At 65.2% G+C, this 25,000-nt stretch carries 17 protein-coding genes; 4 read left to right on the top strand and 13 right to left on the bottom strand.

Annotated elements, in window-relative coordinates; translation table 11 throughout:
• Window positions 1-28: 28 nt before the first annotated feature.
• Complete coding sequence (locus tag IGX34_RS16025; RefSeq protein ID WP_192556777.1) at window positions 29-1,114, top strand: glycosyltransferase family 4 protein; 1,086 nt, start codon at window positions 29-31, stop codon at window positions 1,112-1,114.
• Complete coding sequence (locus IGX34_RS16020) at window positions 1,111-2,208, top strand: glycosyltransferase family 4 protein (RefSeq protein ID WP_192556732.1); 1,098 nt, start codon at window positions 1,111-1,113, stop codon at window positions 2,206-2,208. The genes IGX34_RS16025 and IGX34_RS16020 overlap by 4 nt, the downstream gene beginning before the upstream one ends.
• A 444-nt stretch (window positions 2,209-2,652) precedes the next feature.
• Here the strand turns inward: IGX34_RS16020 and IGX34_RS16015 are convergent, their stop codons facing one another.
• Window positions 2,653-3,861: a nucleotidyltransferase family protein gene (locus IGX34_RS16015; RefSeq protein ID WP_192556731.1), complete on the bottom strand. Its 1,209-nt coding sequence runs from the start codon at window positions 3,859-3,861 to the stop codon at window positions 2,653-2,655.
• Window positions 3,836-5,329: a B12-binding domain-containing radical SAM protein gene (locus IGX34_RS16010; protein ID WP_192556730.1), complete on the bottom strand. Its 1,494-nt coding sequence runs from the start codon at window positions 5,327-5,329 to the stop codon at window positions 3,836-3,838. Before IGX34_RS16010 ends, IGX34_RS16015 begins: the two co-directional genes overlap by 26 nt.
• Before the next feature lie 175 nt (window positions 5,330-5,504).
• Between IGX34_RS16010 and IGX34_RS16005 the strand changes: the two genes are divergently transcribed.
• Both IGX34_RS16005 and IGX34_RS16000 read left to right on the top strand, forming a co-directional pair.
• Complete coding sequence (locus tag IGX34_RS16005; RefSeq protein ID WP_192556729.1) at window positions 5,505-6,524, top strand: phosphoenolpyruvate carboxykinase (ATP); 1,020 nt, start codon at window positions 5,505-5,507, stop codon at window positions 6,522-6,524.
• Between the two features lie 298 nt (window positions 6,525-6,822).
• On the top strand, window positions 6,823-7,437 hold the full coding sequence (locus IGX34_RS16000) for a peroxiredoxin (RefSeq protein ID WP_192556728.1): 615 nt from the start codon (window positions 6,823-6,825) through the stop codon (window positions 7,435-7,437).
• 67 nt (window positions 7,438-7,504) lie between these two features.
• Here the strand turns inward: IGX34_RS16000 and IGX34_RS15995 are convergent, their stop codons facing one another.
• The 11 genes from IGX34_RS15995 to IGX34_RS15945 all read right to left on the bottom strand — a co-directional run bounded on the left by IGX34_RS15995 (window position 7,505) and on the right by IGX34_RS15945 (window position 24,860).
• The gene (locus tag IGX34_RS15995) at window positions 7,505-10,411 is read right to left on the bottom strand and encodes a TonB-dependent receptor (protein ID WP_192556727.1); all 2,907 of its coding nucleotides are present in this window, start codon (window positions 10,409-10,411) and stop codon (window positions 7,505-7,507) included.
• 290 nt (window positions 10,412-10,701) lie between these two features.
• Window positions 10,702-12,627 carry a glycoside hydrolase family 127 protein gene (locus IGX34_RS15990; RefSeq protein ID WP_192556726.1) on the bottom strand — a complete coding sequence of 642 codons (1,926 nt, stop codon included), beginning with the start codon at window positions 12,625-12,627 and terminating at the stop codon, window positions 10,702-10,704.
• 270 nt (window positions 12,628-12,897) lie between these two features.
• Complete coding sequence (locus IGX34_RS15985; protein ID WP_192556725.1) at window positions 12,898-15,252, bottom strand: glucosidase family protein; 2,355 nt, start codon at window positions 15,250-15,252, stop codon at window positions 12,898-12,900.
• 167 nt (window positions 15,253-15,419) lie between these two features.
• On the bottom strand, window positions 15,420-16,862 hold the full coding sequence (locus IGX34_RS15980; RefSeq protein WP_192556724.1) for an amino acid permease: 1,443 nt from the start codon (window positions 16,860-16,862) through the stop codon (window positions 15,420-15,422).
• Window positions 16,863-16,917: 55 nt separating this feature from the next.
• A complete protein-coding gene (locus IGX34_RS15975) occupies window positions 16,918-18,672 on the bottom strand; it encodes a DUF885 domain-containing protein (protein WP_425598801.1) in 1,755 nt (584 codons plus the stop codon).
• Window positions 18,673-18,707: 35 nt separating this feature from the next.
• Complete coding sequence (locus tag IGX34_RS15970) at window positions 18,708-20,291, bottom strand: aldehyde dehydrogenase family protein (RefSeq protein WP_192556722.1); 1,584 nt, start codon at window positions 20,289-20,291, stop codon at window positions 18,708-18,710.
• Between the two features lie 104 nt (window positions 20,292-20,395).
• On the bottom strand, window positions 20,396-21,301 hold the full coding sequence (locus IGX34_RS15965) for a dihydrodipicolinate synthase family protein (RefSeq protein WP_192556721.1): 906 nt from the start codon (window positions 21,299-21,301) through the stop codon (window positions 20,396-20,398).
• Complete coding sequence (locus IGX34_RS15960) at window positions 21,298-22,584, bottom strand: FAD-dependent oxidoreductase (protein ID WP_192556720.1); 1,287 nt, start codon at window positions 22,582-22,584, stop codon at window positions 21,298-21,300. The genes IGX34_RS15965 and IGX34_RS15960 overlap by 4 nt, the downstream gene beginning before the upstream one ends.
• Window positions 22,577-22,825, bottom strand: coding sequence for a (2Fe-2S)-binding protein (locus IGX34_RS15955; protein ID WP_192556719.1), 249 nt, complete (start codon window positions 22,823-22,825; stop codon window positions 22,577-22,579). The genes IGX34_RS15960 and IGX34_RS15955 overlap by 8 nt, the downstream gene beginning before the upstream one ends.
• Complete coding sequence (locus IGX34_RS15950) at window positions 22,822-23,919, bottom strand: FAD-dependent oxidoreductase (protein ID WP_192556718.1); 1,098 nt, start codon at window positions 23,917-23,919, stop codon at window positions 22,822-22,824. Before IGX34_RS15950 ends, IGX34_RS15955 begins: the two co-directional genes overlap by 4 nt.
• On the bottom strand, window positions 23,916-24,860 hold the full coding sequence (locus IGX34_RS15945; protein ID WP_192556717.1) for a 4-hydroxyproline epimerase: 945 nt from the start codon (window positions 24,858-24,860) through the stop codon (window positions 23,916-23,918). The genes IGX34_RS15950 and IGX34_RS15945 overlap by 4 nt, the downstream gene beginning before the upstream one ends.
• Window positions 24,861-25,000 lie beyond the last annotated feature (140 nt).

The raw sequence follows: 25,000 nt of genomic DNA, 5'->3' as shown, positions 1-25,000 counted from the left end.
GATCAATATCTTTCCCGCGCCGGAAGGCATGGCGGCGCCCGAGGTTTTCGCGCAGTGGCCGTCCTTGGCCGACATCCCCGAGGCGATCGCCAGCGCCGGTACCCGTGTTTCATTTATCCAGGCAGCCGCGCACGATGAACGACTGACGCGCGCCGGCATCGACTATCGCTTTATCGATGTCGGCGGCATCAAGGCCGTGGCCGACCGCGGGCTGCGGTTTGCGCAGGAACTGGCGCAACTCAAGCCTGACTTGCTGCATGTGCATGGGCTGGGCTTTGCCGAAGACGCATTCGCCATTGCGCACTATCTGCCGCAGCTGCCCATGCTGATCCAGGACCATGCCGACCGTCCGCCGCGCTGGTGGCGGCGTTTGCAATGGCGGCGCTGGTATGCCGCGGCGGCGGGCGTTGCGTTCACGTCGGCCGAGCTGGCGCAGCCGTTCACCGCGGCCGGTCTGTTCGCGCGGCATACGCAACGCTTCGCCATTCCCGAATCCAGCAGCCGCTTCATGCCGGGCAGCCGCGCGCAGGCGCGCACAAAAACCGGGCTGCATGGCGATCCCTGCGTGCTGTGGGTGGGGCATCTGAATCCGGGCAAGGATCCGCTTTGCGTGCTGGAGGGTATCGCGCAGGCCGCCGAGCAGTTGCCTGGCCTGCAGTTGTGGTGCGCGTTCGGCAACGCGTCGCTGCTGGGCGAGGTGCAGCAGCGCGTGGCACAGGATCCGCGCTTGCACGGACGCGTGCACCTGCTCGGCAAGCAGCCCCATGCCAAGATCGAATGGCTGATGCAGGCCGCGGATATCTATGTATCGGGCAGTCACGCGGAAAGCTGCGGCTATGCATTGCTGGAGGCACTGGCCTGCGGCACGGTGCCGGTGGTGACGGATATTCCCTCGTTCCGCGCCTTGACTGGCGATGGCCGCATCGGCGTACTGTGGCCACGCGGCGATGCGGCGGCACTGGCCGGCGCGCTGATCGAGATGGCCAGCCAGCGGCCCACGCGTACCGAGGTGCGCCTGCATTTCGACAATGAGCTTTCGTTCGCCGCGGTGGGGCGGCAGTGGGCCGCTGCGTACGCGCAATTGCTGCAGCAGCGGCAGCGGAGATCGGCATGAAGCTGGCGCTGGTGCTGCCGGGCGGCGTGGACCGCAGCGGCGAGTTCCGGGTCATCCCGGCTTTCCTGGCACTGATCGAACGCTTGGCGCGCCAACACGAAGTGCACGTATTTGTACTGCACCAGGAAGCCAGGCCGGCGCGCTGGGAATTGCTGGGTGCGCAGATCCACAATATCGGCGATGGCTGGACCCGGCTGCGTGCCGTCGCCGCCATTCGCGCCGAACATCGGCGTGCGCCGTTCGATCTGCTGCAGGCGATTTTTTCCGGTTCCTGCAGCCTGATTGCGGTGACCGCGGCCAAGCTGCTGCGCCGGCCCAGCCTGGTGCATATTGCCGGCGGCGAACTGGTGGCCTTGCATCAGATCGGCTACGGCGGCCGGCGTCATTGGAAGAGTCGCCTGCGCGAAGCGGTGATTCTGCGCGGGGCCAGTGTGGTTACCGCGGCCAGCGCGCCGATCATCGATTCGCTGCATGCATTGGGCCTGGAGGCAGTGCGTGTGCCGCTCGGCGTCGATCTGCGCAGCTGGACACCGTTGGCGCCGCGCGGACGACAGGCTGTGCAGGCGCAGTTGGTGCATGTGGCCAGCCTCAACCGCGTCAAAGACCAGGCCACCTTGCTGCGTGCGCTGGCGGTGCTGGCCAGGGCCGGCCTGGCGTTCCAGATGGATATCGTGGGCGTGGATACCTTGCGCGGCGAAATCGTTGCGCTGGCCGCGCAGCTCGGCTTGCAGCAGCACGTGCGTTTTCTGGGTTTTATGACGCAAAGCGAATTGCGGCCGGTGATCGAGGCGGCGGATTTGCTGGTGATGTCGTCGCTGCACGAGGCCGGGCCGCTGGTGTTGCTGGAGGCCGCGGTAAAGGGTGTGCCTACCGTGGGTACGGCGGTGGGGCATATTGCCGAATGGGCGCCTGCGGCGACGCTGGCCGTGCCGGTCGGCGACTGGGCGGCGCTGGCGCAGGCGATCCGGCTGGTGCTGACGGATGAATCGCTGCGGCTGCGATTGGCGACGGAAGCACAGCGCCGTGCGGTGCTGGAAGATGCCGATTACACGGCGCGGATGTTTGAGTCTTTGTATCGCCGGGTATGTACGTGATGCTCTGCTCCCTCTCTCTAGCGGGGAGAGGAGGGAGAGCTGGCAAGCACGTGCTCTGCTCCCTCTCCCCATCGGGGAGAGGGTTGGGGTGAGGGGGGCAATCTTGCGTAGATGTGCATTCAGCGCGTCGCCTTGATCCAGATCACCGCGAGCGTGTCCCCCTCACCTCGATCCTCTCCCCGCAGGGGAGAGGAGGAAGAGCGGGGAGCTGTGCTCCCTCCCCTTGACGGGGAGAGGAGAAAGAGCTGGCAAGCACGTGCTCTGCTCCCTCTCCCCATCGGGGAGAGGGTTGGGGTGAGGGGGCAACCTCGCGTAGATGTGTACTCAGCGCGTCGCCTTGATCCAGATCATCGCGAGCGTGTCCCCCTCACCTCGATCCTCTCCCCGCAGGGGAGAGGAGGAAGAGCGGGCAAGTTCCCGCAGGGGGAGGAAGAAGAGCTGAGCTTACGTGGCGAAGTGCGTCAGCGCCGCGCGTACCGCATACAAGGTATCCGGCCGCGGCACCGGCCGGGTCAGTCGGATCAGGATGCGCTTGCCCTGGCTCATCGTCACCCAGTGCTGCTGGCCTTGCAGCCACACCTGGGTACGCAGCATGTCGGCCCGCTCTTTTACCGCTTCGGCAGTTGGCCTGAAGCGATTGATCACGCAGCGCACCGCTTCGCCCGCGCTGCGCGACCACTCGATACCGGGCAAGGCATTGAGCCATAACGCCGAACAGGAAACCCGCGTGAGGTCCTGATGCCGCGAAAGGCCGCGCAACAACGGCTGGCAGCTGCGCGCGATACGCATCAGAACCGCGGATGGAATCGCCTGCGGGTAATAGCGTTGCACCATGCGCAGCGGCGGCAGCGCCCACCATGGCGGCGTATCCGCTTGCCACAACACGTCCCAGTCGCTCTCATGCATGCGTGCGGCCAGCTGCGCGATATCGTGCAGATGCAGCAGCCGCACCGTGCGGCTGCAAAAATTACCCGCAGCATGCAGCAGCAGGTGGCACATCAGTGCGCCGGGCGAGGGGTAGGCATTCAGGCCGGGCTGCTGCCGGCTCGAATAGATCCGTTCGGTGATATCCACCACCGAAATCGGCAGCCGCTCCTGGATGCGTGTATGCAGTTCGATATTCACCGGCGTATCGCGGTGTTCGCCCAATCCGGCAACCGCACTGTCGCCGGCCGGCTTGAAGACGCGGTGTTTCCACTGCGTGTAGGACTCCTCATAGCCGAGCGCTACCAGCAGCTCGCTGGCCGCCTGCACATCGTGCCCGCGCACCAGCAGATCGATATCGGCCATCGGCCGTTCGCCGGCGGCATACAGGCCGATCGCATGCAGCGCACTGCCTTTCAGCGGCACGATGGCGATGCCGGCCGCACGTGCGCCCAGATCGATCTGCTGCAGCAGGGCTTCAATGCGCCGATGCCGCTGTTCGACATGCGCGTGCTGGCTGGCCAGGAATGCTTGCCATGTGGGTTGCTGCCACGCCGAACGCTTGCTCAGCAGCGCCGCCACGCCATGCACGGTGGCCGCGGCCGAGGCGAGTTGCCATTCCAGTTCGTTCCATGGCGGAAGCGCCGCGCCGGGGTGGGCGAGTTCGCGCGCCAGTGCTTCGGTGGTACCGCGCAGGCCGCGCTCAATGGTTTTGAGCGGCGGCAGCATGGCGTACCTGGGGAAGGGTGGGGGCGGTGGCGTGTTCGGTGCGATGGGCGTATTCGCTGGCGATCAGCGCATCCCATTGCTGGTCGAGTGCGATGCGAGCCTGCTCATGGGCTTCGGCCGGCTGGTTCTGCTGCGCCTGCTGCAGCGTGACCTGGGCATGCAGCAGGTCGCGCACGCTGCGGTAGAACTCCGAGTCGTAGGCGCCGCGGAACATCATGGACAGATCGTCGCTGTCGTCCCAGTGCGTCTTCTTGCCGAGCTGCGCTTTCACTTGTTCGTAGAACTTGGTACCGGGCAGGGGATAGGAAACGCTTACGCCGATATCGTCCGGCGCAGCGCGGGCAACCAGTTCGCGCGTGGCCAGCAAGTCTGCCAACTGCTCGCCCAGGTAGCCGAGTTGGATAAAGAAACCCACTTGCACGCCCAGCGCACCGAGCCGTTCGCGGGCGGCGATCAGTTCGGGCACGGTGGTGCCCTTGGTCATCGCATCGAGCACGCGCTGGCTGCCGCTTTCCGCGCCGATCCAGGCTTCGGCGCAACCGGCGCGCTGCAGCGCGCCGGCCATGCGTTCGCTGATCAGGTCCGCGCGGGTCTGGATGGTGAAAGGCACCGAACCGTTGCAGGCCTCCAGGTGATCGGCGAATTCAACCACCCAGTCGACGTGGAAGCCGAAAATATCGTCGGCCATCCAGATATGGTCCGGCTGGAAAGTCTGCTTCAGATAAGTCATTTCCGCCGCCATGTCCTGCGCGCTGCGCTGCTTGTAGTGGTTGCCCCAGATCGGCTTGGCGCACCAGTTGCAGCGGAACGGGCAGCCGCGCGAGGCGGCCATGTTGAGGCTGAAATAGCCGTGGCGCTCCTGCCACAGGCGGCGATAGCGCTCGATATCCAGCAGATCCCAGGCCGGACGCAAAGTGAGGCGCGGATCGGGCGGCACCACGCCGATACGGGTCACGTGCTTTTGTTCGCTCACCAGGGTGGCAATGCCGGTAATGCCTGCGCCCCAGTCCTGGTGGCCGATCTGCGGATGGCGTTCCAGGCGTCCGACCAGTTCGGCCAGTGCGGCGATGCCTTCGCCGATCAGCACTGCATGTGCACCGGCAGCGAGGAAAGCATCGGGCTGATCGGAGGCGTCGGAGCCGGCCACGATCACCCGTGCGCCGTGCGCACGCGCTTCGGCAATCATCTGGCATGCGGCTTCGCGCATGCGGCTCAGGCACATCTTGGTGAGGTAATTGAAATTGTCTTCGTACAGCACCACCAGATCGGGCGCTGCCTGCTGCAGGTTGCCGGCGTAGTCCTCCACGCCGTCGGCGAGCATGGCGTCGAACAGGCTCAGCGTGTGGCCCTGCGCGCGCAGCAAGGCTGCTATCTGCAGGGTGGCCAGCGGGGGATAGGGCTTGCCGCGCTCCCATTGCTTGCGGTCATACCGCAGGAAATAGGAATGGCCGACCTGAATCTTTAGCATTGCGGCATAGCCTCAATCGTAGCCTTGGAAAGCCGCAGCCCGGGGCTGCCGCATGGCCGTGAGTGCCGGCTGTGGCATGCGCGGTTGCATCGGCGGCCGGCGATTGAGGCGAGGCAACCTTTGTGGCTGCGCGGCGCACTCACCGGCAACTGAACCGGCCCGATAAAAGGTGCGCATGAGCGTGGTTTCCGGACGAGCCGTCCGCGATCTGCATACCGATCCCTTCGGCGAACGCCGTAGCGTGCATGCGCCGCTGAGCAAGCAGCTGCTGGGCGGCCGCTTTCATTTCCAGAGCGACAGCGCGGCGTTGCTCGCGCTGGTCGAGGCCGCCTATGGCGGCTTGCCGCCGCATCGCCTGCCGGGCCAGATTCCGGAATTCGAGATTGAATTGAAGCTGCTGCCGGGCCGCTCGCTGCGGCCGGTGCACGAGCCGCCGCCGGTACGCATGCAGGCTGGCGCCGGCATGCTCTGTGGCGTGATCAATGCGATGAACTACGTGGCGATATCGCCCGCGCAGAGACAGGCGCTGGTAGTGGTTTCGCAGGACATGCTGCGCTTTCCCTATCACCTGCGTTACGAGCTGATCGAATTCGCGGTGTTTATCCTGGCCGCCCGTTCACAAGGACTGATTCCGCTGCACGGTGCATGCGTGGGCCGACAAGGACGCGGCGTGTTGCTGCTCGGTCATAGCGGAGCGGGCAAGTCGACGCTGGCGCTGCACAGCCTGCTGCAGGGGCTGGATTTTCTGTCCGAAGATGCGGTGCTGGTGCAGCCCGAAAACCTGCTTGCCACCGGCGTGGCCAATTACCTGCATATGAAAGACGACGCGCTCGGCCTGGTCGACGAGGATGCATGCCGCTGGATCCGCTATGCCCCGGTGATCCGTCGCCGCAGCGGGGTAGAAAAATTCGAGGCCGACCTGCGCAATGGTCCCGGCCGGCTGGCGGCTGCGCCATTGAAGCTGGTCGGTGCGGTGCTGCTGTCCAGCCAGCTTGCCGACCATCCCGCACAGTTGCTGCGCGCGGTGCCGGCGGACCAGATTGCCGCGCGGCTCAGCGCCGACCAGCCGTATGCCGCGGGCCAGCCCGGCTGGCTGCATTTTAAGCAGAAGCTGGTGGATTTGGGGGTGCATGAGTTGCGCCGCGGGGCTTGTCCGCAAGATTCGGTGGATGCCCTGCGGCAACTGCTGGCGTGAAGGTGAGGCGTCTCCAGGCCACCAACGCAACCCTCCCATTCGCCTCAGACCTCGCATTCACCTCAAATCTCTCATCCATCTCAAACCCGTCATCCCGGCGCAGGCCGGGACCCAGTGCCTTGGCTCCGGTGTACTTGCTGCAGATGAAGCAAAAAAGTCGCTGGGTCCCGGTCTGCGCCGGGATGACGGATGGGAAGTAACTCCGCACCTCATCACACCGAATTGACCAAGACTGGATCTGATAGTGTTGCGCGGTTCCAGGCTCCCAATCCCGCAAATCTTCAAGAGGAAGGCAGGCATGAAAAAGTATGTGACCGGGTCGTTGACCGCCGCCGCCATCGCCATGGCACTGGCCCTGACGGCGCCCGCCTTTGCGGCGCTGGCACCCGGCGCCGCGGCGCCTGATTTCACCGCCGAGGCCAGCCTGGCCGGCAAGGATTTCAGCTTCTCGCTGAAGGACGCGCTGAAGAAAGGCCCGGTGGTGGTGTACTTCTACCCCTCCGCCTATACCGGCGGCTGCGATATCGAGGCGCATACCTTCGCCAGCCAGAAGGAAAAATTCGACGCGGCCGGTGCCACCATCATCGGTGTTTCCGCCGACAGCATCGACCGTCTCAATACCTTCTCCTCCGATCCGAGCTATTGCGCCGGCAAGTTCCCGGTCGCTTCCGACAGCAGCGGCAAGATCGCGGCTGCCTATGACCTGAAGATGGAAGCGGCGGTGGCCGGGGCAAAGGACGTGCGCGGCGTGGAGATTGGCCACGGCTTTATTTCCCGCACCACCTTCGTGATCGACCGCAATGGCAAGATCGTGGCCGCGCTCTCGTCCGAGGCCGACCACCTGCATCCGCAAGACCATGTGAGCAAGTCGCTGGCGATCGTGCAGCAGTTGCAGTCGGGCAAGGCACAGTAATCGGCTTACACCACGACGGCGCACGCTCCTGGTATCCAGGAGCGTGCGCCGTTTTGCTTTCCCGAGTTCAGAACGACAGCGTTGCGCGCATCCAGTAATAGCGTCCGATCAGGTCATAGGTATACGCATCGGTATTGGAGTTGCTGCCCCACTGGTAGAACATCGGCGGCTGCTTGTTGGAAAGATTGTCGATGCCCACCGACAACGTCGTGTGGTACTTGGCGAAGGCGTAGCTGCCGGAAATATTGTGATAGACGTAGGCGCCGATCGGATGCACTACGCCGGGCAGGCTTTCGTCCGCCGAATAACCTTGCGACAGATCCGCACTGCCGACCTGGGTGCGGCCGATATAGCGCATGGTCCAGCTTGCGCTCCACGCGCCCTCGCTCCAGTTCAGCGTGGCCAGTCCGCGCCAGCGCGGGAATTCGCCGTAGACCGGGCAATAGGTGCCGGCACAATGGGTGATCGGCACGCTGGGATCGCCGGGTGCGGTGTCGACGTCGTAGCGCTGCATATACGTGCTTTGCAGGCTGAGGTTGAATTTGCCGTAGTTGGCGGTGGCCAGGTTGTACTGGATGGTGGAGTCGATGCCGGCCGCCCAGGTTTCGCCCAGGTTGACCGTGGGCAACTGGATAAAGCTGATCTGGCCGTTGCCGGCGCGGTTGATCAGGCTGCACAGCCGGTCACTGTAGTAGCACTCGTTCATGATGGTGGTGGGGTCGAGTCCATCGACGATGGTGTCGTTGAGATGGATGCGCCAGGCATCGGCGCTGAGCGACAGGCCCTGCACCCAGTGCGGGCTGTAGACCAAGCCCAAATCATAGGATTTGCCGTATTCCGGCTTGAGGTCGTAGCCGGCCGGCACCGAACCCGAACTGCGCACGCCGATCTGCGGATTGATCTGCTGGAAGCTGCCGTCGGTGGGCACGTTGGCGCAGGCTTGCGGATGGCCGCCGGTATAGCCGTCGCACACATCGGTAGCCGCCAGCGCACCGCCGGCCGTGCCGGAATACAGTTCGCTGATATTCGGTGCGCGAAACACCTGTGAGGCAGTGCCGCGCAGCAATAGATCCTGCACCGGCCGCCATTCCAGCGCGATCTTGCTGTTGGTGGTGCTGCCGGACAGGCTGTAGCGCGAATAGCGCGAGCCGATATCCAGGTTCAGGGCGTAGAAGAACGGCTGATTGGCGAGGATCGGAATCAGCGTTTCGGCATAGGCTTCCTTCACCGAATAGCCGCCGCTGAGCACGCTGGCGCAATCCTCGATCACCCCGCACAGACCGGCCAGCGGACCGTTGCTGATGGCGGTGGCGCTGGGCGTATCGGTGCCATCCGTCTGCGTTTCGTGCCGGTAGGAAAACCCTGCCGCCAGATTGACCGGTCCGGCCGGCAGATCGAACAGCTCGCCGTTCGCGCCGAGTTCGAACTGGCGCATGCTGTAGTCATAGGTGGTGACCGGATTGACGATCAACTTCTTCAGTGCGGCGATGGTGTTCGGGTCGTTGATGTTGAAGATATTGATCGGCGTGCAGTTGCTGATCGGATTGGCGGCGGTGCCGCAGGTCACCACGCCGGCACTGCTCAGGAACGACGGGCCCACCGCCTGCTCGAAGCCGGCGTAATCGAGAAAACCATTATTCTCGGTTTTCTGGCGCACCTTGCCGTAGTTGAAATCGGCATTCCATTGCCAGCTGCTGTCGCCGAAGCTGCCGCGGATGCCGGGCGTCACTTGCAGATCGTAGGTCTGGTTGGCGTAGTCACGGTTGCCTAGCGAGGTAAGTCGCGTATTGAAATCGTTGTAGCTCTGGCCGCTGACACGATCGGTGCCGAAATTGATGCCGAACGGGTTGTAGTAGTTGTCCTTGGAGATCAGGAAATCGTCCGAGTTGGCGAAGATCGGCACCGGCGCGATCACCGAGGCGGAGGCTGTCTTGGTATAGAACGTATCCAGGTAGGCTTCGGTATTGGCGCCGATCTTGAACGTGCCGCGCATCGACAGGTTGGTGCGCTCCTGCGGTGTCTGCAGCAGGTTGTAGGGCTGGTAGTTGTAGGAGTCGGCCGAGGTGTACGGGTGATAGTCGGCCTGGGTGGTGATGCCGGGCACACCGCCGTTCAAGGTGACATAGGTGCCGTTGGCATTTTCCAATTGTCCGGTGGGCGTGGCGGAGGAACCGAGCCGCACGATCTGGCCATTGGTCAGCGCCAGCTCGTAACGGGAGTAATCGCGCGCCGCGGCGCCGATCTCGTTCTCGCTCTGGTGGGTGGTGCCGAAGATCAGGCTGAAGCGCTTTTCCGCCAGCCCGGCCAGAAAGCTGAAATTGCGGCGATTGCCGTCGCCATGCGAGCTCTCGCCGTAGTCGCTGCTGAGCTGCACGCCCTGGTAGTGATCCTTCAGGATGAAATTCACCACGCCGGCAATGGCATCGGAGCCATATACCGAGGAGGCGCCGTCGCTGAGCACTTCGATGCGCTCGATCATATTGGCCGGAATGCTGTTGATGTCCTCGTAGGCGAGGCGCCGGCCATCCACCAGCATCAGCGTGCGATTGCTGCCCAGGCCGCGCAGCGACACCGCGGACTGGCCGGTGCCGCCGCCATTGTCGATATTCGGATTGGTGGCGTTGCCGGCGATCGACGGCAGCTGCTGCACCAGGTCGCCCAGGGTCGGCTTGCCGCTGGCGGCGATCTGGCTGCTGTCGATGGTGAGCACCGGGTTGGACGTTTCGGTATCGACGCGGCGGATCAGCGAGCCGGTGACGGTTACCGCGTCGAGGTTTTTGGCCTTCTCCGGCCTGGCTGCATTCGATGCGGCCTGGCCGGTCTGCGCGGGCGGACTTGGTGTGGTGGTGTCTTGCGCATACAGTGCGCTGCTGCCGCATGCACTAAGCGCGAGCGTGCTGCGGACAGCGCAGGCGATCAGGGCCTGGCGTCGACAAGGTGGATGACTGGACCGGATGACATTCGTAATGGGCATGATGTTCTCGCTGGCTTGGGCGGTGGCGGCACAACGTGATGCAAGGGCACTGCAATGAATGCGCGGGCACGGGCAATGCGCCGACGGCCGGCATTCGGATGGCGGTGTTGCATGCCTGCGTGCTGGTCCCTCCCGGGTTCAGGGCGGCAGGCGCGAGGTTTTCCGGATGCTTCCCGGTTGCGGCCAGGCGCTGAGACCCGGCCATGACGCATCGCGATGGCAGCGGCTAGCGCTCGCCGCTGTCCGTCGTGACGGGTGCCTGTGCCGCAGCGGCGGCGCAGGCGGCACGCTCAGCCGCTGCCGGGCGTGTCGTTCTGGTTCTGCCAATACACCGCGTAGCGCTCGCCGTAGATCTGGTTCAGCGGCGCAACCGGCACGGTGCCCTGGCTGGTGGTGGCTTCGAAACGCAGCTCCGCGGCGGACAGCACGCGCATCCAGCCGGTATCGGAAGACTGCTTCGCAGTGAACCGCGGCGCAGGCATCGCGGCAGGTTCGGGATGGGGCTCAGCGTCATAGTCGCAATACTGCATGCCATGCGTCACGCCGTGGCTGCCGAAATTGGCGGCGAGCACCAGCGGCCCATACAGCATGGCCTGCAGGCTGTCGTCGCCGGGCAGCGCTACGCTGTGCAGCTGCATCGGCAGTTCCAGCTCGAGCTGGTCGCCGTTGTGCCATTCGCGTTGCAGACTGAAATAGCTGCCGGGCGAAGCGAAGGCATCCAGCGCTTCGCCGTTGAGCTTGATGCGCGCGCCAGGGCCGATCCAGGCCGGAATGCGTACGTGCAAGGCGAAGCTTGTCGGCTGCGTCAGCTGCAGGCGCAGGCGGGTGCGCGGTTCGCGTGGGAAAGCCGTTTCCTGGCGCAGCACCAGACCGTGCTCGCGCCAGTCCAGCTCGGAGGGGATAAACAGGTTGACGTACAGATCCCGCTCGTCGTGGAAATAAATGCTGTCGTTGAAGCGCGCGAATTCTTCCGCGCCGCTGCCCGTGCAGCACCAGAACGAGTCGGTAGGTGAGTTGAAGTATTTCACCGAGCCGGCGCGCAGCGGGTAGTAATACAGCTTCAGTCCCTGGGCGTCCTGGCTGCCCAGGCGCGCGTTGTACAGCGTGCGCTCGTAATAGTCGAACGCGCGCGGATCGCCGTTCCAGCTGTATACGTGACGGGTGAGCTTGAGCAGGTTGTAGGCCACGCAGGATTCGGCGCTGTAGAGGCCGAGCTGGTCTTTCAGGTCGCCGGGGCCGGTCTTCCAGAATTCGTCGTTGCTGGAGCCGCCGGTGGCGTAGCTGCGGTGCTGGGTGACGGTCTCCCAGAAGAACTCGGCGATGCGGCGGTAGCGCGGTTCGCCGGTCAGTTCGTAGCGGCGTGCGGCGCCGATGATCTTGGGGATCTGGGTATTGCTGTGCAGGCCTTGCAGTTCGTCGCGGTAGGCGGCGAGGGGATCGAACAGCGAGGCCTGGTCGAAGCGATGCGCGGCGTCGCGATAGCGCTCGTTGCCGGTGATCGCATACAGCTCATACATGGAATCGTTGATGCCGCCGTACTCGGTCTTGAGAATGTGCGCCATCTGCACATCGGAGTAACCGTTGAGCCAGCGCACGATCCAGTCGCCCATGCCGGTGGCTACTTGCAGCGCCTGCGGGTTGCTGGCCAGGCGATACATATCGAGCATGCCGGCCTGGATCTTGTGCAGCGTGTAGAACGGCGCCCACACCTTCTGCCCGCTGCTCAGGCGGTCGAAGAAACTGTCGGGGAAGGCGCTGAGATAACCGTTACGCTGCTGGCAGGCGGCGAGCGCGGCCACCAGCTGGTCGCCGCGGGTCTTGAGTACCTCGTCGCCTTCGCTGGCATAAGCCAGCGCCGCCGCCGAAAGATAATGGCCGCCGCTGAAATGGCCGCGCAGTTCGCAATCCGGTTTTTCCCAGCCGCCGAGCGGTGTAGCCGACGAGGGCAGGCCGGCCTGGATGCGGAAGCTATGGGCCAGCCGATCTACCGGCAGGCTTTGCAAGTAGCGCAGATTGATCGCAGTGGCACGCGCGAAGTCGCTGTCCAGCAGCTTCACCCGGTTCAGCGCAAACGGCTGCATGCAACGTACCGGTTGATCGGCGATGGCTTGCGTCGCGGCCGCGGTGGCGGTTTTATCCGGCTCGGCCAGGTCGGGACTGAAGGCGCGCACCGGCGCGATCGCCGCGGTGGCCAATGCGGCGGCGGCACCTTTCAAGAAACGTCTGCGTTGCTCTTCCCCGTCGTGCATGCCATTCCTGGAAGTCATGGTGGATGCCGCGCATGCAGCCCGCGGCGTTGTCGATGCACATCCTCAAACGTGATTTCATCGTGCCGTAACATTCTTCGGCGCGTCTTGTGTCAATTGCGGTACTTGCATGCGGAATTTCGCATAAAAAAATCACCGCATCGCTGTTTAGACGGGTTTGGACGCACAGCCGCGCGTTGTATGTGGCATGACGATGCAAGCATCGCGCAAGCCACGCCGTCAGGCGAAATGCAGCGTTACCGTGATGCGTTCGCCGGGCGCACCACGCAGGCGCAGCGCATCGTCGTGCAGATCGGCAGCGGCTGCGCTGGCGCCGTTCACATGCACATCACGCCGTGCGCGGCCTTGCGGCAGGCGCAGGCTCAACCATACCGCGGGCGGCGCTTCGCGCTCGGGCAGGCTGACGGTGCATTGCATGCCGCCTTCGATGGCTTGCCAATGCAGGCCGGTACGGCCCCAGCGGGTGGGCGCATCGCTGATCGCGATAACCTGGCCGCTGCCCATCCAGGCGCGGGGAATGGCGCGTCCCAGATACAGCGTGTGGCCGGTGCTGTCTTCGAATACCAGCATCCAGCGCAACAGCAGCGGGGTGGTCAGCTGCGCCGGCATGCAGAACAGCGGCATGCCGCCGCTGATATCCGACACTTCGCCTGCGGTCCAGCTGCCCGGCGTATGCGCGTGATGCCGATGCGCATAGAGGAATAACAGGTATTCGTCGATGCGGTTGAGTCGCAGCAGTTGCTGTGCATAACCGTAGGAGATAAAGCCCAGGATATCGCGTCCATCCGGCGCCACCGGTCCGACATTGGCGACTACGCCGATGCTGGTGGCGCCGTGTCCGCGCATGCAGTCGATCACCAGTTGCGCCAGTTCGTCCGGCAGTACATCGGCTTGCAGCAGCTCGGCGTAGGCGCGGTGCGGCCATTGCTGTTCGCTGGGTTTTTCCTGCGCCAGCGATTCGCGGAAGGTGAGCTTCACGCCAGGCAATGGGCCGATATACGGCGGCGAAAGATCGTGGCGGATATTCGCGCGCAAGGTTTTTTCCACTTGCGCGGCGAGCAGGGCAGAGCGTTGCTGCCACTGGGTTGCTGCTGCCGGGTTGCCAGCGATCTGCGGCCATATCAGTGCGATATCGCCCAGGCCGCGTGCGGCCATCGCGCTGTTGGCGTAATACGGTTTCCACCACAGCGTGGGATCGGGAAACAGGCAGGCATCCGATTCGTTCCAGCCGTGGATCAGTCCATGGCCGGGATCATCCGCGGCCAGGCGCAGGCTTTCGTCGTGCAGTTCCAGCAGCAGCTGGGCAGTGGCTTCGATCTTGGCGCGGTGTTTGAGCAGCAGCGCGGCATCCTGCGTGTAGCGGAAATAGCGTGCCAGCAGCGACAGGGTCAGGCCGAACTGCGCGGTCTCGGCGCCGCGCATATTGATCATGCCGTCGGCCTGCACGAAATCGCTGAAGTATTCGTCCAGCACCGCTGCGGCCTGGGCGTAGCGACCCCATTCGAGATTGGCGTAGAGCGAGCTGGTAAAGGTGTCCTGGAAGCCGTCGTATTCGTTGCCGTAGTAGTCGCGATCGACCGCGCCGTATTTGGGATAGACGCCGCCGGGACGCACTACCAGCTCGCGTGCGAAGGCATGGCGCGCCATCTCGGCCCAGCCGGCCGCCGGCAAGGTGGCCGGGCAGGCATCGGCCAGTTCGTGTTGCCAGGCATCGTGAAAGCGCAGCAATGCGCGATAAAACGCGGCCGCATCCGGCGGCTGCCGGCGCGGCGGATAGGCAGGATAACTGTGGCCGTAGCTGACCTGGCTGATGCGGCCGTGTTCGATTCGCGCCGTGCGGTGCCAGGTCTGCACCACGAAGCGGTCGTTCGCATCGACATCGGCGAATACCAGCACGTCGTACCAGCGGCCAGCGTCGATCGGCACCACTTTGTGCACGGCCGGCAACCAACCGCCGAGCAAGCCTTCGCTGCGCCGTGCCACGCGCTGCGGGTCGTGCAATTCGGGGAAGACCTGGTCGGTGTGGTAAGTGCGCGTGCTGCCCGAGGTGTAGACCGGCATGGTGTCCGCGCACTGGCGCGTGCCGACCAGGGTGGTCCACGGCAGCCGGCCGTAATAGTTCTCCGGATTGAGTTGCGAAGCCGGCGGCGGTGCGGCGCGGCGCACTTCGTCTTCGTCGGGTTCGCCGTGGCGCAGCAGCCGGTCTGCCAGCAGATCCGCTTCGGCCAGTGCGATATCCGCCAGCTTGAGGCCGAGATAGGGCGCGCCGGACTCGGCATGTACCGGCTCGGTGCGCTTGCCCAGCACGCAGGCCTGCTCGCCACAGACCAGGGTGATGGCGCCGTGCGCATCGCGCAGGTCTTCATAAACCTGCCAATCGCTGCCTGCTTCGCCGAAGCCGCCCAGTGCCGTATGGCCATGCAGCGAAAGACTGTTCGTAGCCACGCGCGGCGGCGGCCCGTTGCGCGCAATAGCTGTGGAAGAAGTATCGGCAAACGCGCTGCGGCCGGCGCCGCCCAGTCCCACCGCTGCGCCGGTGGCAGCGATGCCTTGCAGGAAACGTCGGCGATCCACGCTCAATACCTCCGGCTACGGCGCATGGCCGTACCGTGTGCGAGGAGAAAAAAACAGGCCCGTGCACGCACTAGGGAGTTACGCCGGAGTTGGCGGACGGCGCGGGTGGCAACGTACACGGGCCTGTGCGGATAGTGGGTGAGGTGCATGGCAACGTCTTGGCGAAATCAGCCATCGTCCGTGCGGAATTTTGCATACTGCGTGCGACTCTCCGCCTGGCCGAGATGACTGTGGCGCCGGCCATAGCCGAAATACACCAGCAACCCGATGAGCAGCCACAGCGCGAAACGCCAGTAGGTAATGCTGGGCAGGCCCCAGATCAGCCAGCAGGAAAAGCCCACGCCGATCAAGGGCACCAGCGGCACCAGCGGGGTGCGGAACGGGCGCGGCAGTTGCGGCTGGCGCCAGCGCAGTACGGCTACCGCAGTGCAGATCACGATAAAGGCGCCGAGCACGCCGATATTGACCAGCTTGGCCAGTTCGTCGAGCGGAAACAGCCCCGATGCCACCGCGGTGACCGTGCCCAGCAAGAAGGTGGTGCGATGCGGCGTGTGCCAGCGCGGATGCACCTTGGCAAACCAGCTGGGCAGCAGGCCGTCGCGCGAGAGCGCAAACCAGATGCGCGCGCCGGCCAGCAAGTTGGCGAAGATCACGCTAGTGATGCCGCAGATCGAGGCCAGCGAAATAATCACCATTACCCGCGGCATGCCGATCGCGCTGAAGGCGCCGGCAACCGGGGCGGGATTGTTCAAGCTGGTGTAAGGCACGATGCCGGTCAGCACCAGGCAGATGGCGAAGTACAGCACCATCGCAATGCCCAGCGAAAGCAGTACGGCGCGCGGCAGGTCGCGCTGCGGTTGGCGCGATTCTTCCGCCGCCGTGGTCAGCATGTCGTAGCCGAATACGGCAAAGAACACCACGGCCGCGCCGGTTACCACGCCGTGCACGCCGAACGGCATGAACGGATGCCAGCGTTCGGGTTTCACATAGGCCACGCCGGCAATCACGATGAGTGCCGCGGCGGCGATCTTGATCGCCACGATCAAGGTGTTGAAGCGCGCGCCCCATTGCATGCGCATGGCCAGCAGCGCGGTGATCGCCACCGAGATCACGACCGCGGGCAAATCGAACAGGCGTCCGGGCGCAGAGCCGTAGGCACCTTGCGCCCACACCGGCAGCGGCATGCCGGCGGCGTTCAACAGTGCCTGCACATAGCCCGACCAGCCCGCCGCGACCACCGCGGCAATCAGGGCGTATTCAAGCAACAGATCCCAGCCGATGATCCAGCCGGCGAATTCGCCGAGCACCGCGTAGCCGTAGGTGTAGGCGCTGCCGGAGACGGGAATCAGTCCGGAGAATTCCGCATAGCACAGCGCCGCCGCCGCACTGGCGATGCCGGCGAGCAGGAACGACAGCACCACCGCCGGGCCGGCCTGGGTCGCGGCGACCGTGCCGGTAAGCACAAAGATGCCGACGCCGATGATGCCGCCCAGGCCGATTGCGGTGAGCTGCCACAGGCCGAGCACGCGCCGCAGTCCGCTGCGCTCGCCGGCTTCCTGCTGCATCGCCTCGACGGATTTGCGTCGAGTCATGTCGTGGATCAAACCCATGGATGGCTCCCCGTGCCGTTGCGTTACTCCCGCCCCGCCGAGCAGGAGAGGTCAATTAATGTGTCGCATACGGCGACTTCCCGCCGCCGGCAATGAACTGATCGATGCGCTGGTTCAACACCGGCAACGGTACCGAGCCGGTCGACAGCACCGCATCGTGGAACGCGCGGATATCGAACTTCGCGCCCAGCGCTTTTTCCGCGCGTGCGCGGTCTTCGCGTATCGCCATCTCGCCCAGGTAATACGACAGCGCCTGGCCCGGCCAGGCGATATAGCGGTCCACTTCGGTCTGGATTTCATGATCGGCCAGCGCAGTGTTCTGGCGCAGATAATCCTGCGCCTGTTCGCGCGTCCAGTGCAGATGATGCAGGCCGGTATCCACCACCAGGCGCGCGGCGCGCCAGGCCTGGTAGCTCAGATAGCCGAAGCGTTCGTAGGGCGTCTGGTACATGCCCATTTCCTGGCCCAGGTATTCGCAATACAGCGCCCAGCCCTCGCCGTAGGCGGAGATATAGCTGTAGCGACGAAAATCCGGCAGGCCTTCCATTTCTTCGGCCAGCGGCATCTGCAGCGCGTGGCCGGGCGAGGATTCGTGCAGGGTCAGCGCCGGCAGTGAATACAGCGGGCGCGCCGGCAGGTCATAGGTGTTGACCAGATAGATGCCGGGGCCACCGCGTCCGCCGGTATAGATCGGGGCCAGGTCGGCCGGTACCGGTTTGATCGCAAAGCGTCGCCGTGGCAGGCGGCCGATGTAATCGCCAACCTCGCCATCCACTTCCTTGGCGATCCACGCCGCGTCCTTGAGCAGTTCGTCCGGCGTCTTGGCATAGAACTGCGGATCGGTGCGCAGGAAGTGCAGGAAGTCGGCAAAGCTGCCCTTGAAGCCGGTCTGCTTGATGATGTCCAGCATCTGCTGGTGGATGCCGGCCATCTCTTTCAGGCCGAGCGCGTGAATATCGTCGGGACTCATGTCCAGCGTGGTGAATTCGAAAATCCGCGACTGGTAATACGCCTTGCCGTCCGGCAGATCTTCGGCCGCCAGCGACGTGCGTGCCTTGGGCAGATAGTCGTTGCGCATGAAGTCCAGCAACTTGGCATAGGCGGGAATCACCTGCTGCTTGATCGCCGCCAGCGCCTGCGCACGCAGCGTGGCTTGTTCGGCGGCAGGGATGTTCGACGGCATCTGCTTGAACGGCATGTAGAACATGTTCTGCTCGCCCGGCGCATCGGCTACCGCCGAGATCGACGGTTCCTGCCCCTGCACGACCAGGCCAGGCTGGGTGAAGCCGCGCGCGATGCCCAGGCGCATGTTGGCGATCTGCTCGTCGAAGTAGCGCGGGATATCGTGCAGCTTGCCCAGGTAATCCTGGTATTCGCGTTCGTTGTGGAAGGTGCTGCGGGCGGTAAAGCCCAGATTGCTCCAGAACGCCGAGTCGGCATTGAACGGCATCTGCCAGCTCTTGAAGAGCTGGTTGTTCAACAGCACCTGGATCTGCTGCCGGTAGACCTCGTAGTTGACCTGATCCGCCGGGCCGAGCTGATGTGGGTCTATCGCGTCGAGTTGCTTGAGCACGTTGCGCCAGTATTGCTCGCGCATCGCCTGCGTGGCGGCGTCCACCGCCGGCAGGCGAGCGGCCGACTTGCCCTGGCTGTCCTCGTCGTCGGCACCGGCGAATTGCTGCTGGCGCCATTGCCATTCGCGCGTATACAGCGCGTGGAACTGCTGGTCTGTGTCGACCGCTGCCAGGGTGGGCGCGGCCACCAGCAGGCAAAGCGCAAAGACGCTGGCAACGCGAAGCACGAGCGGCATGGATTTCATCGGATACCCCTGGGATGGTGGGTGCTTTACGCAGTGATGTCGCGATCGCTCCAGTGGCCGTCGATCAGGCGCTGCACGCCGCCGGGATTGCGGTCGCGCAGTTCGGGCGGCAGCAATGCATCGGGCACGCCGTCATAGCTGTGCAGGGCGGTGAAACGATGGATCGCCGCCGGCATGCCAACTGCGGTGAAGCCGGCATGGCTGGTACTGGGATACGGGCCGCCATGATTCATGGCCGGGCTTACCGCTACGCCGGTGGGCATCTTGTTGGCGATCAGGCGGCCGACGCGTGCGCGCAGATTCGCGGCCACTGTCTGCCACTGCGCATCGTCGCTGCCGTCCGCCGCACGATAGATGGTGCCGGTGAGATTGCCTTCGAAGGCGGCGGCAATCGCTGCCATCGCCTGCACATCCGCACTGCGCACCACCAGGCTGACCGGACCGAAGGCTTCCGCCTGCAAGGCCTGCGCATGCGCCAGGAACACCTCGCCGTCGACCAGCAACAGGCTGGGCTGGAACTGATAGCCGGTGGCGCTATCGCCGCCGGCCAGCAATTCGGCACCGGCGGCCAACAGATCTGCCAGCGCCCGCGCCAGGTTCTGCTGCACGCCGTGCGAGAACAGCACCTTGGGCGGGCTGCCGGCGAACCATTGCGTGGCGGTATGGACGAACGCATCGCCGGCCGCACCTTGCGGCACGATCAGCACACCCGGATTGGTACAGAACTGCCCGCTGCCCATCGTGCAGGAGTTGAAAAATTCCTGCGCCAACGCGTCGCCGCGCTCGGCCAGTGCGCCGGGCAGCACGAAGACTGGATTGACGCTGGAAAGCTCCGCATACATCGGCACGCCGGCCTTGTCGGCCGCCGCCTTCAGCGCGAGTCCGCCGGCACGGCTGCCGGTAAAGCCGATTGCACCCAGGCGTGTATCGCCGGCCAGCGCCAGGCCCTGGGCATTATCGAAGTGATACAGCATTTGCACTGCGCTAGCCGGCAAGCCGCTGGCCTTCAATGCATCGTGCGCCAGCTGCGCGAGCCGCTGGCTGGTGGCCGGATGCGACGGGTGCGCCTTGGCGATCACCGGATTGCGCGCGGCGATCGCCGAGGCGAAATCGCTGCCCGCGATGGCGTTGAAGGCGAACGGAAAATTATTCGGGCCGAATACCAGCACCGGCTTGTGCAGCGGTGCGCGATGCGCACGCAAGCCGTTACGCGTGTCGATCACCGGATCGGTCCATGCATAGCCGCGTACCGCCTGGGCTGCCTGCCGCAGCTGGTTGCTGGTGCGCGGCAATTCCACCGAGCGCAGGCGCGGTTCGGCGGGCAGGGCGGTTTCGGCGTGTGCGAGTGCCACCAGCCGGTCGGCATCGGCATCGATGGCGGCGGCGTAGGCGTCCAGAAAATCGGCGATGTGCGAGGGCGCTGCGTTGGCCAGCGCATCCGCAGCGTCGCTGGCGGCGCGCAATGCGGCTTCGATATCGGCGCGGCCGCTGACCGGGAAGCTGGGGCCGATCGCTTCGGCGCGGGCGGGGTCGTTGGCGCGAAATCCGTCCTGGGCATCGGCCGAGGGGCGCCAGCTGCCGGCGATCAATACAGGTTCAAACGTACTCATGGGTGTTGCCTCGTTGTATCAAGCGGCGCGTTGTCGACCGATGCTTCTTGCTTGCCGTCATTGCCGCGCAAGCGGCAATGACGGCAACGGAGCGGCAGCTTGCATTACAGCTGCGGCCTGGTCGCCATGGCGTGTTCAATCACTTTCAATGCCTGCTCGCGTTCCGTGCCGGCCACCGGCAAGCGCGGCGCGCGCACGCGTTCGCTGCCCGTGCCGGTCTTTTCCTGCACCAGCTTGATCAGCTGCACAAAGGTCGGCACCGTATCCAGGCGCAGCAGCGGCAGGAACCATGCATACAACGCTGCGGCTGCCTTCGGGCCGCCATCGCGCGCCAGTTCGAACAGCTTCACCGATTCCTTCGGATATGCATTCACCAGGCCGGCAATCCAGCCCACCGCACCCATCGCCACGCCTTCGACGATCGCATCGTCCATGCCTACCAGCAATTGCAGGCGATCGCCCAGCAAGGCGCTGATACCGGCAAAGCGGCGTACGTCGCCGGAAGATTCCTTTACCGCTTGCAGGTTGGGGAATGCGGCGGCCAGTTCGGCCATCTGTGCGGGCGTGAAGTCGGTCTTGTAGGCAACCGGGTTGTTGTAGAGCATGCACGGCAGATCGGTGGCGCCGATCACCGCGCGCACATGCGCACCCATTTCGCGCCAGTCGGTGGAGTACACATACGGCGGCAACACCATCAGGCCGCTGCAGCCGATTGCCTTGGCAGCCTGCGCCAGGCGCACGGCTTCATCGGTCGACAGCGAGGCAATGCCGGGGATCACCGGTGCACGGCCGTCCAGCGCTTTTACCAGGGTGCGCAGAATGTCCAGCTTCTCGTCGAAGCTCAGCGTGGCCGCTTCGCCCAGCGAACCCAGCGGCACGATGCCTTTGCAGCCGGCATCGATCAATTGCAGCGCATGCTTGGCCAGGAAGGCGTGATCGACCTTGCCGTCGGCGGTGAAGGGCGTGGTGATGGCGGGCAGTACGCCGTGCCACATGCTGGTAGTGCTCATACGGAAGATTCCCGGTGGTTGTCGGAGAGGTTGTCGCCCAGGCTGGCCAGCCGGGCGGGAAACAGTGGCGGCCGCGTGCCGCTGCGCGGAAAGCGGCCGAGTTCGGCTAGCGCCGCACCGCAGATGCGGCCCTGGCAGGCGCCCATGCCGCAGCGGGTGGCGAGCTTGGCGCTGCGTGCGTCGCTGTAGCCATCCAGCGCCTGCAGGGAGATGTCTTCGCAGCGGCAGATCAAGGTATCGGGCTGCGCCAGCGTGCGTACGCGCGGCTGCAGCGCAAAATGCGTCTCCAGGGCCTGGGCGAAAGCGCGTGCATGGCGTTGCTGCCGGAGCAAGGAGGCTGCGGCCGGCGCGCCGGCGGCGGCATGTCCGGCGATGCTGCCTTCCAGCCACGCGCTGTCGCGTCCGCCGATGCCGCACTGTTCGCCCGCGGCATAAATATGCGCCACGCTGCTGCGCTGCATGGCGTCGACTTCGACGCTGGCATGAACGCCCTGTTGCCGCAGGCGGCAGCCGAGCGATTGCGCCAGTTCGGTATTCGGCACCAGCCCGTAGCCCACGGCGAGCTGATCGCAATCCAGGCGCTCGCTGCCGCGTGCGCTTTCGACGGTGACGGCACGCAGCGCACTGTCACCATGCGCCGTGCGCACCACGCTGCCGCAGCGATAAGGAATGCCTGCCAGCTGCCCGCGCAACAACGCCGCCTGCATGGCTTTTTGCGGCCAGCGCCAGAGGCTGCGCGCGAATCGCTGCACGTTTGCCGCATCGGCTTGTTCGTAGATGCCCAGCACATGCGCACCATGCCGCCGCGCCGTAGCCGCTGCCGCCAGCAGCAGCGGACCGCTGCCGGCAATCACCACGCGCCGTCCCTGCAGCGGCCAACCCTGCTTGGCCAATGCCTGCAGGGCGCCCGCTCCGGTAACGCCGGGCAGCGTCCAGCCGGGGAAGGGCAGCAACAGTTCGCGCGCGCCGTTGGCCAGCACCAGTGCTGCGTAGTCGATACGCTGCGCGCCGACTGCGCTTTCCAGCAGCAGACTGTGTGGATCGGCATGCACGACCTGCGTCTGCGCCAGCCATGTCACGTGCGGATGATGCAGCGCCTGGGTAATGGCGGCTTGCGCGCGGCGCGGCCAGCCATGCGCGACATCCTTGCGCCAGACCTGGCCGCCCGCATGCGCCTGCGCATCGATCAAGGCTACGCGGGCACCATGCGTGGCGGCGGCAAGCGCGGCGGCCAGGCCGGCCGGCCCGGCGCCGACCACGGCGATGTCGTAGCGCTCAGTCATCGGTGCACACCTGCATGCCTGCGCGCACGATGGTCATGCAGGCGCGTTGCTGTGCCAGGCCGTCAATGCGTACGCGGCATTCGAAGCACACGCCCATGCCGCACAACGGTGCACGCCACTGGCCGCCGACCGAGCGGCGGAACGGCAGGCCGAGTATGGCGATGGCCGCGGCCACGCTGATGCCTTCGGCCACTTCCAGTGCGTGGCCGTTGATGTCGATGGTGAGGCGCGCCGCACTCATGCAGCGATCCTGGCAGGATCGTAGGGACGCGCATCGATGGCGGTGGCGCGGCCCAGCAATTGATCGATCACCAGCCGCGCGCTGCCCAGCGACGTGCTGACGCCGAGACCTTCATGGCCGGCCGCCACCCACACTTCCGCCTGGCCGGGCACGCGGCCCAGATACGGCAGGCCATCGGCGCTGACCGGACGGAAGCCGGTCCAGATCCGCACAGCCTGCAATTGGCGCAGCGCCGGCAGGTAGCGAAAGCAACGCTGCAGCATGCGCGTCACCGTGGCCATCGACACATCGGCTGCGGTACTGCCATATTCGCGCGAAGAGCCGATCAGAATCTGTCCGGTGGGACGCGGCTGGATATTGAAGGCGACGCTGCTGTCGGCATCGCCATGCGCGCTGTCCGCATAGCCGAGTTCGAGCAGTTGGTGATGCACCAGGTTGGGATAGCGATCGGTGATGACCAGGTGTCCCTTGCGCGCACGCATCGGCAATTGCGGCAGCAACTGCGGCAACGCGCATCCGGTGGCGACCAGCACGGGGCCGCTGAGCAGGCTGTGATCGGCCAGCTGCAAGCCGGTATGGTTGATCGCGGTGGCATGGCTGCGATGCAGTACCGTGCCGCGCGCGAGTGCACGGTCGAGAAAATGGCGCGCGGCAGCCGGCGGATAGATCACCGCTTCACGCGCCACCAGCATGCCGCCGGCCAGTCCCGCTGCGAGTGCCGGTTCCAGCTGATAAAGCCGCTCGCGTTCGATCAGTTCCGCCTTGATGCTGGCAGCCGCCAGGCGCGCGATCTTGGTCGGGATCAGCGCGTATTCGCGCTCGTTCGCCGCCACCCACAACGTGCCGCAGCGGCTGTATTCGAGCTGCGGCACGCCGGTGAAGGCTTCCCACAGTTGCAGCGAATAGTGCGCAAGCGCCAGTTCGGCCGGATCGTCGTCCATCGCGACCAGATGACCCATCGCGGCCGCGGTGGCGCCGCCCCCGATCGTGCCGGGTTCGACGATGGCCACGCGCAAGCCTTGTTCGCTCGCATAGTCCGCGCACGCGGTGCCGACAATGCCGGCGCCGACGATGATCAGGTCGTAGCTGTTCACGCCGCGCCGATGCCCCAGGCCAGCGGGTCGTGATCGGGATCGATCAGCAACTGGCCCTTGGCGGTGACATGCGCGCTGCCGGTGATGCGCGGCAGCACGCCGCGTGTGCCGGCGGCGTATTGCGCTTCGAAGATGCTGTCGAGGATGCCGGCCTGGCGCCACACTTGGCCGGGTGCGAGCTTGCCGTCTTCGGCCAGGCAGGCGATCTTGGCGCTGGTGCCGGTGCCGCAGGGCGAGCGGTCGTAGGCGAGGCCCGGGCACAGCACGAAATTGCGCGCGTCGGCAGCGGGCAGGCCGGATGGCGCATTGAGCTCGATGTGATCGATCTCGGCATCGTCGGCGCCGCGGATACCGTTGGCTTCCAGCGCGAGGCGGATGGCTTCGGTATACACCGTGAGCGCGCGCTGGTTGGCCAGGGTCAGCGGCAGCGGGCAGTCGTTGCTGATGAAGAACCAGTTGCCGCCCCAGGCCACGTCACCGCGCACGGCGCCGTAACCGGGCACATCCAGCTGCACATCCTTGGCATGGCGATAGCTTTCGACGTTGTCGATCGACACGCGTCCGTCCGCATGCAGCTCGATGCCTACGGTGCCGACCGGCGTTTCCAGGAAATGCCGGCCGGGCTCGATCCGCCCCAGATGCTGCAAGGTGCGGATCACGCCGATGGTGCCGTGGCCGCACATGCCCAGGTAGTTGGCGTTATTGAAATAGATCACGCCGGCACAGGCGCGTGGATCCTGCGGGGGCAGCAGCAGGGCGCCGACCATGGTGTCCGAGCCGCGCGGCTCGCAGGCGATCGCCTGGCGCCAGTGATCGTAGCGTTCGCGAAAGATCCTGCGCCGCTCGGCCAGCGAGCCATGGCCCAGGTCGGGGAAGCCGGACAACACCACCCGGGTAGGTTCGCCGCCGGTGTGCGAATCGATGAAGTCGATGATATGCATGCCGGGCATGTTCGTGGCGGCGGCGCCCGAGCGTCTAGAAAGGCTTGCCGTGCTGGCGTGCGGAATTTGGCACAAATGGCCGTGTTGCCCTGCGGCAATTCATAGGTGCACCGGCACTTGCAAATATGGGCAAAAGGCCG

The organism is Dyella acidiphila (assembly GCF_014863405.1).
GTDB lineage: Bacteria > Pseudomonadota > Gammaproteobacteria > Xanthomonadales > Rhodanobacteraceae > Dyella_B > Dyella_B acidiphila.
The sequence above is the reverse complement of the archived record's forward strand: the minus strand, read 5'-3'. Positions and strand labels throughout refer to the sequence as shown.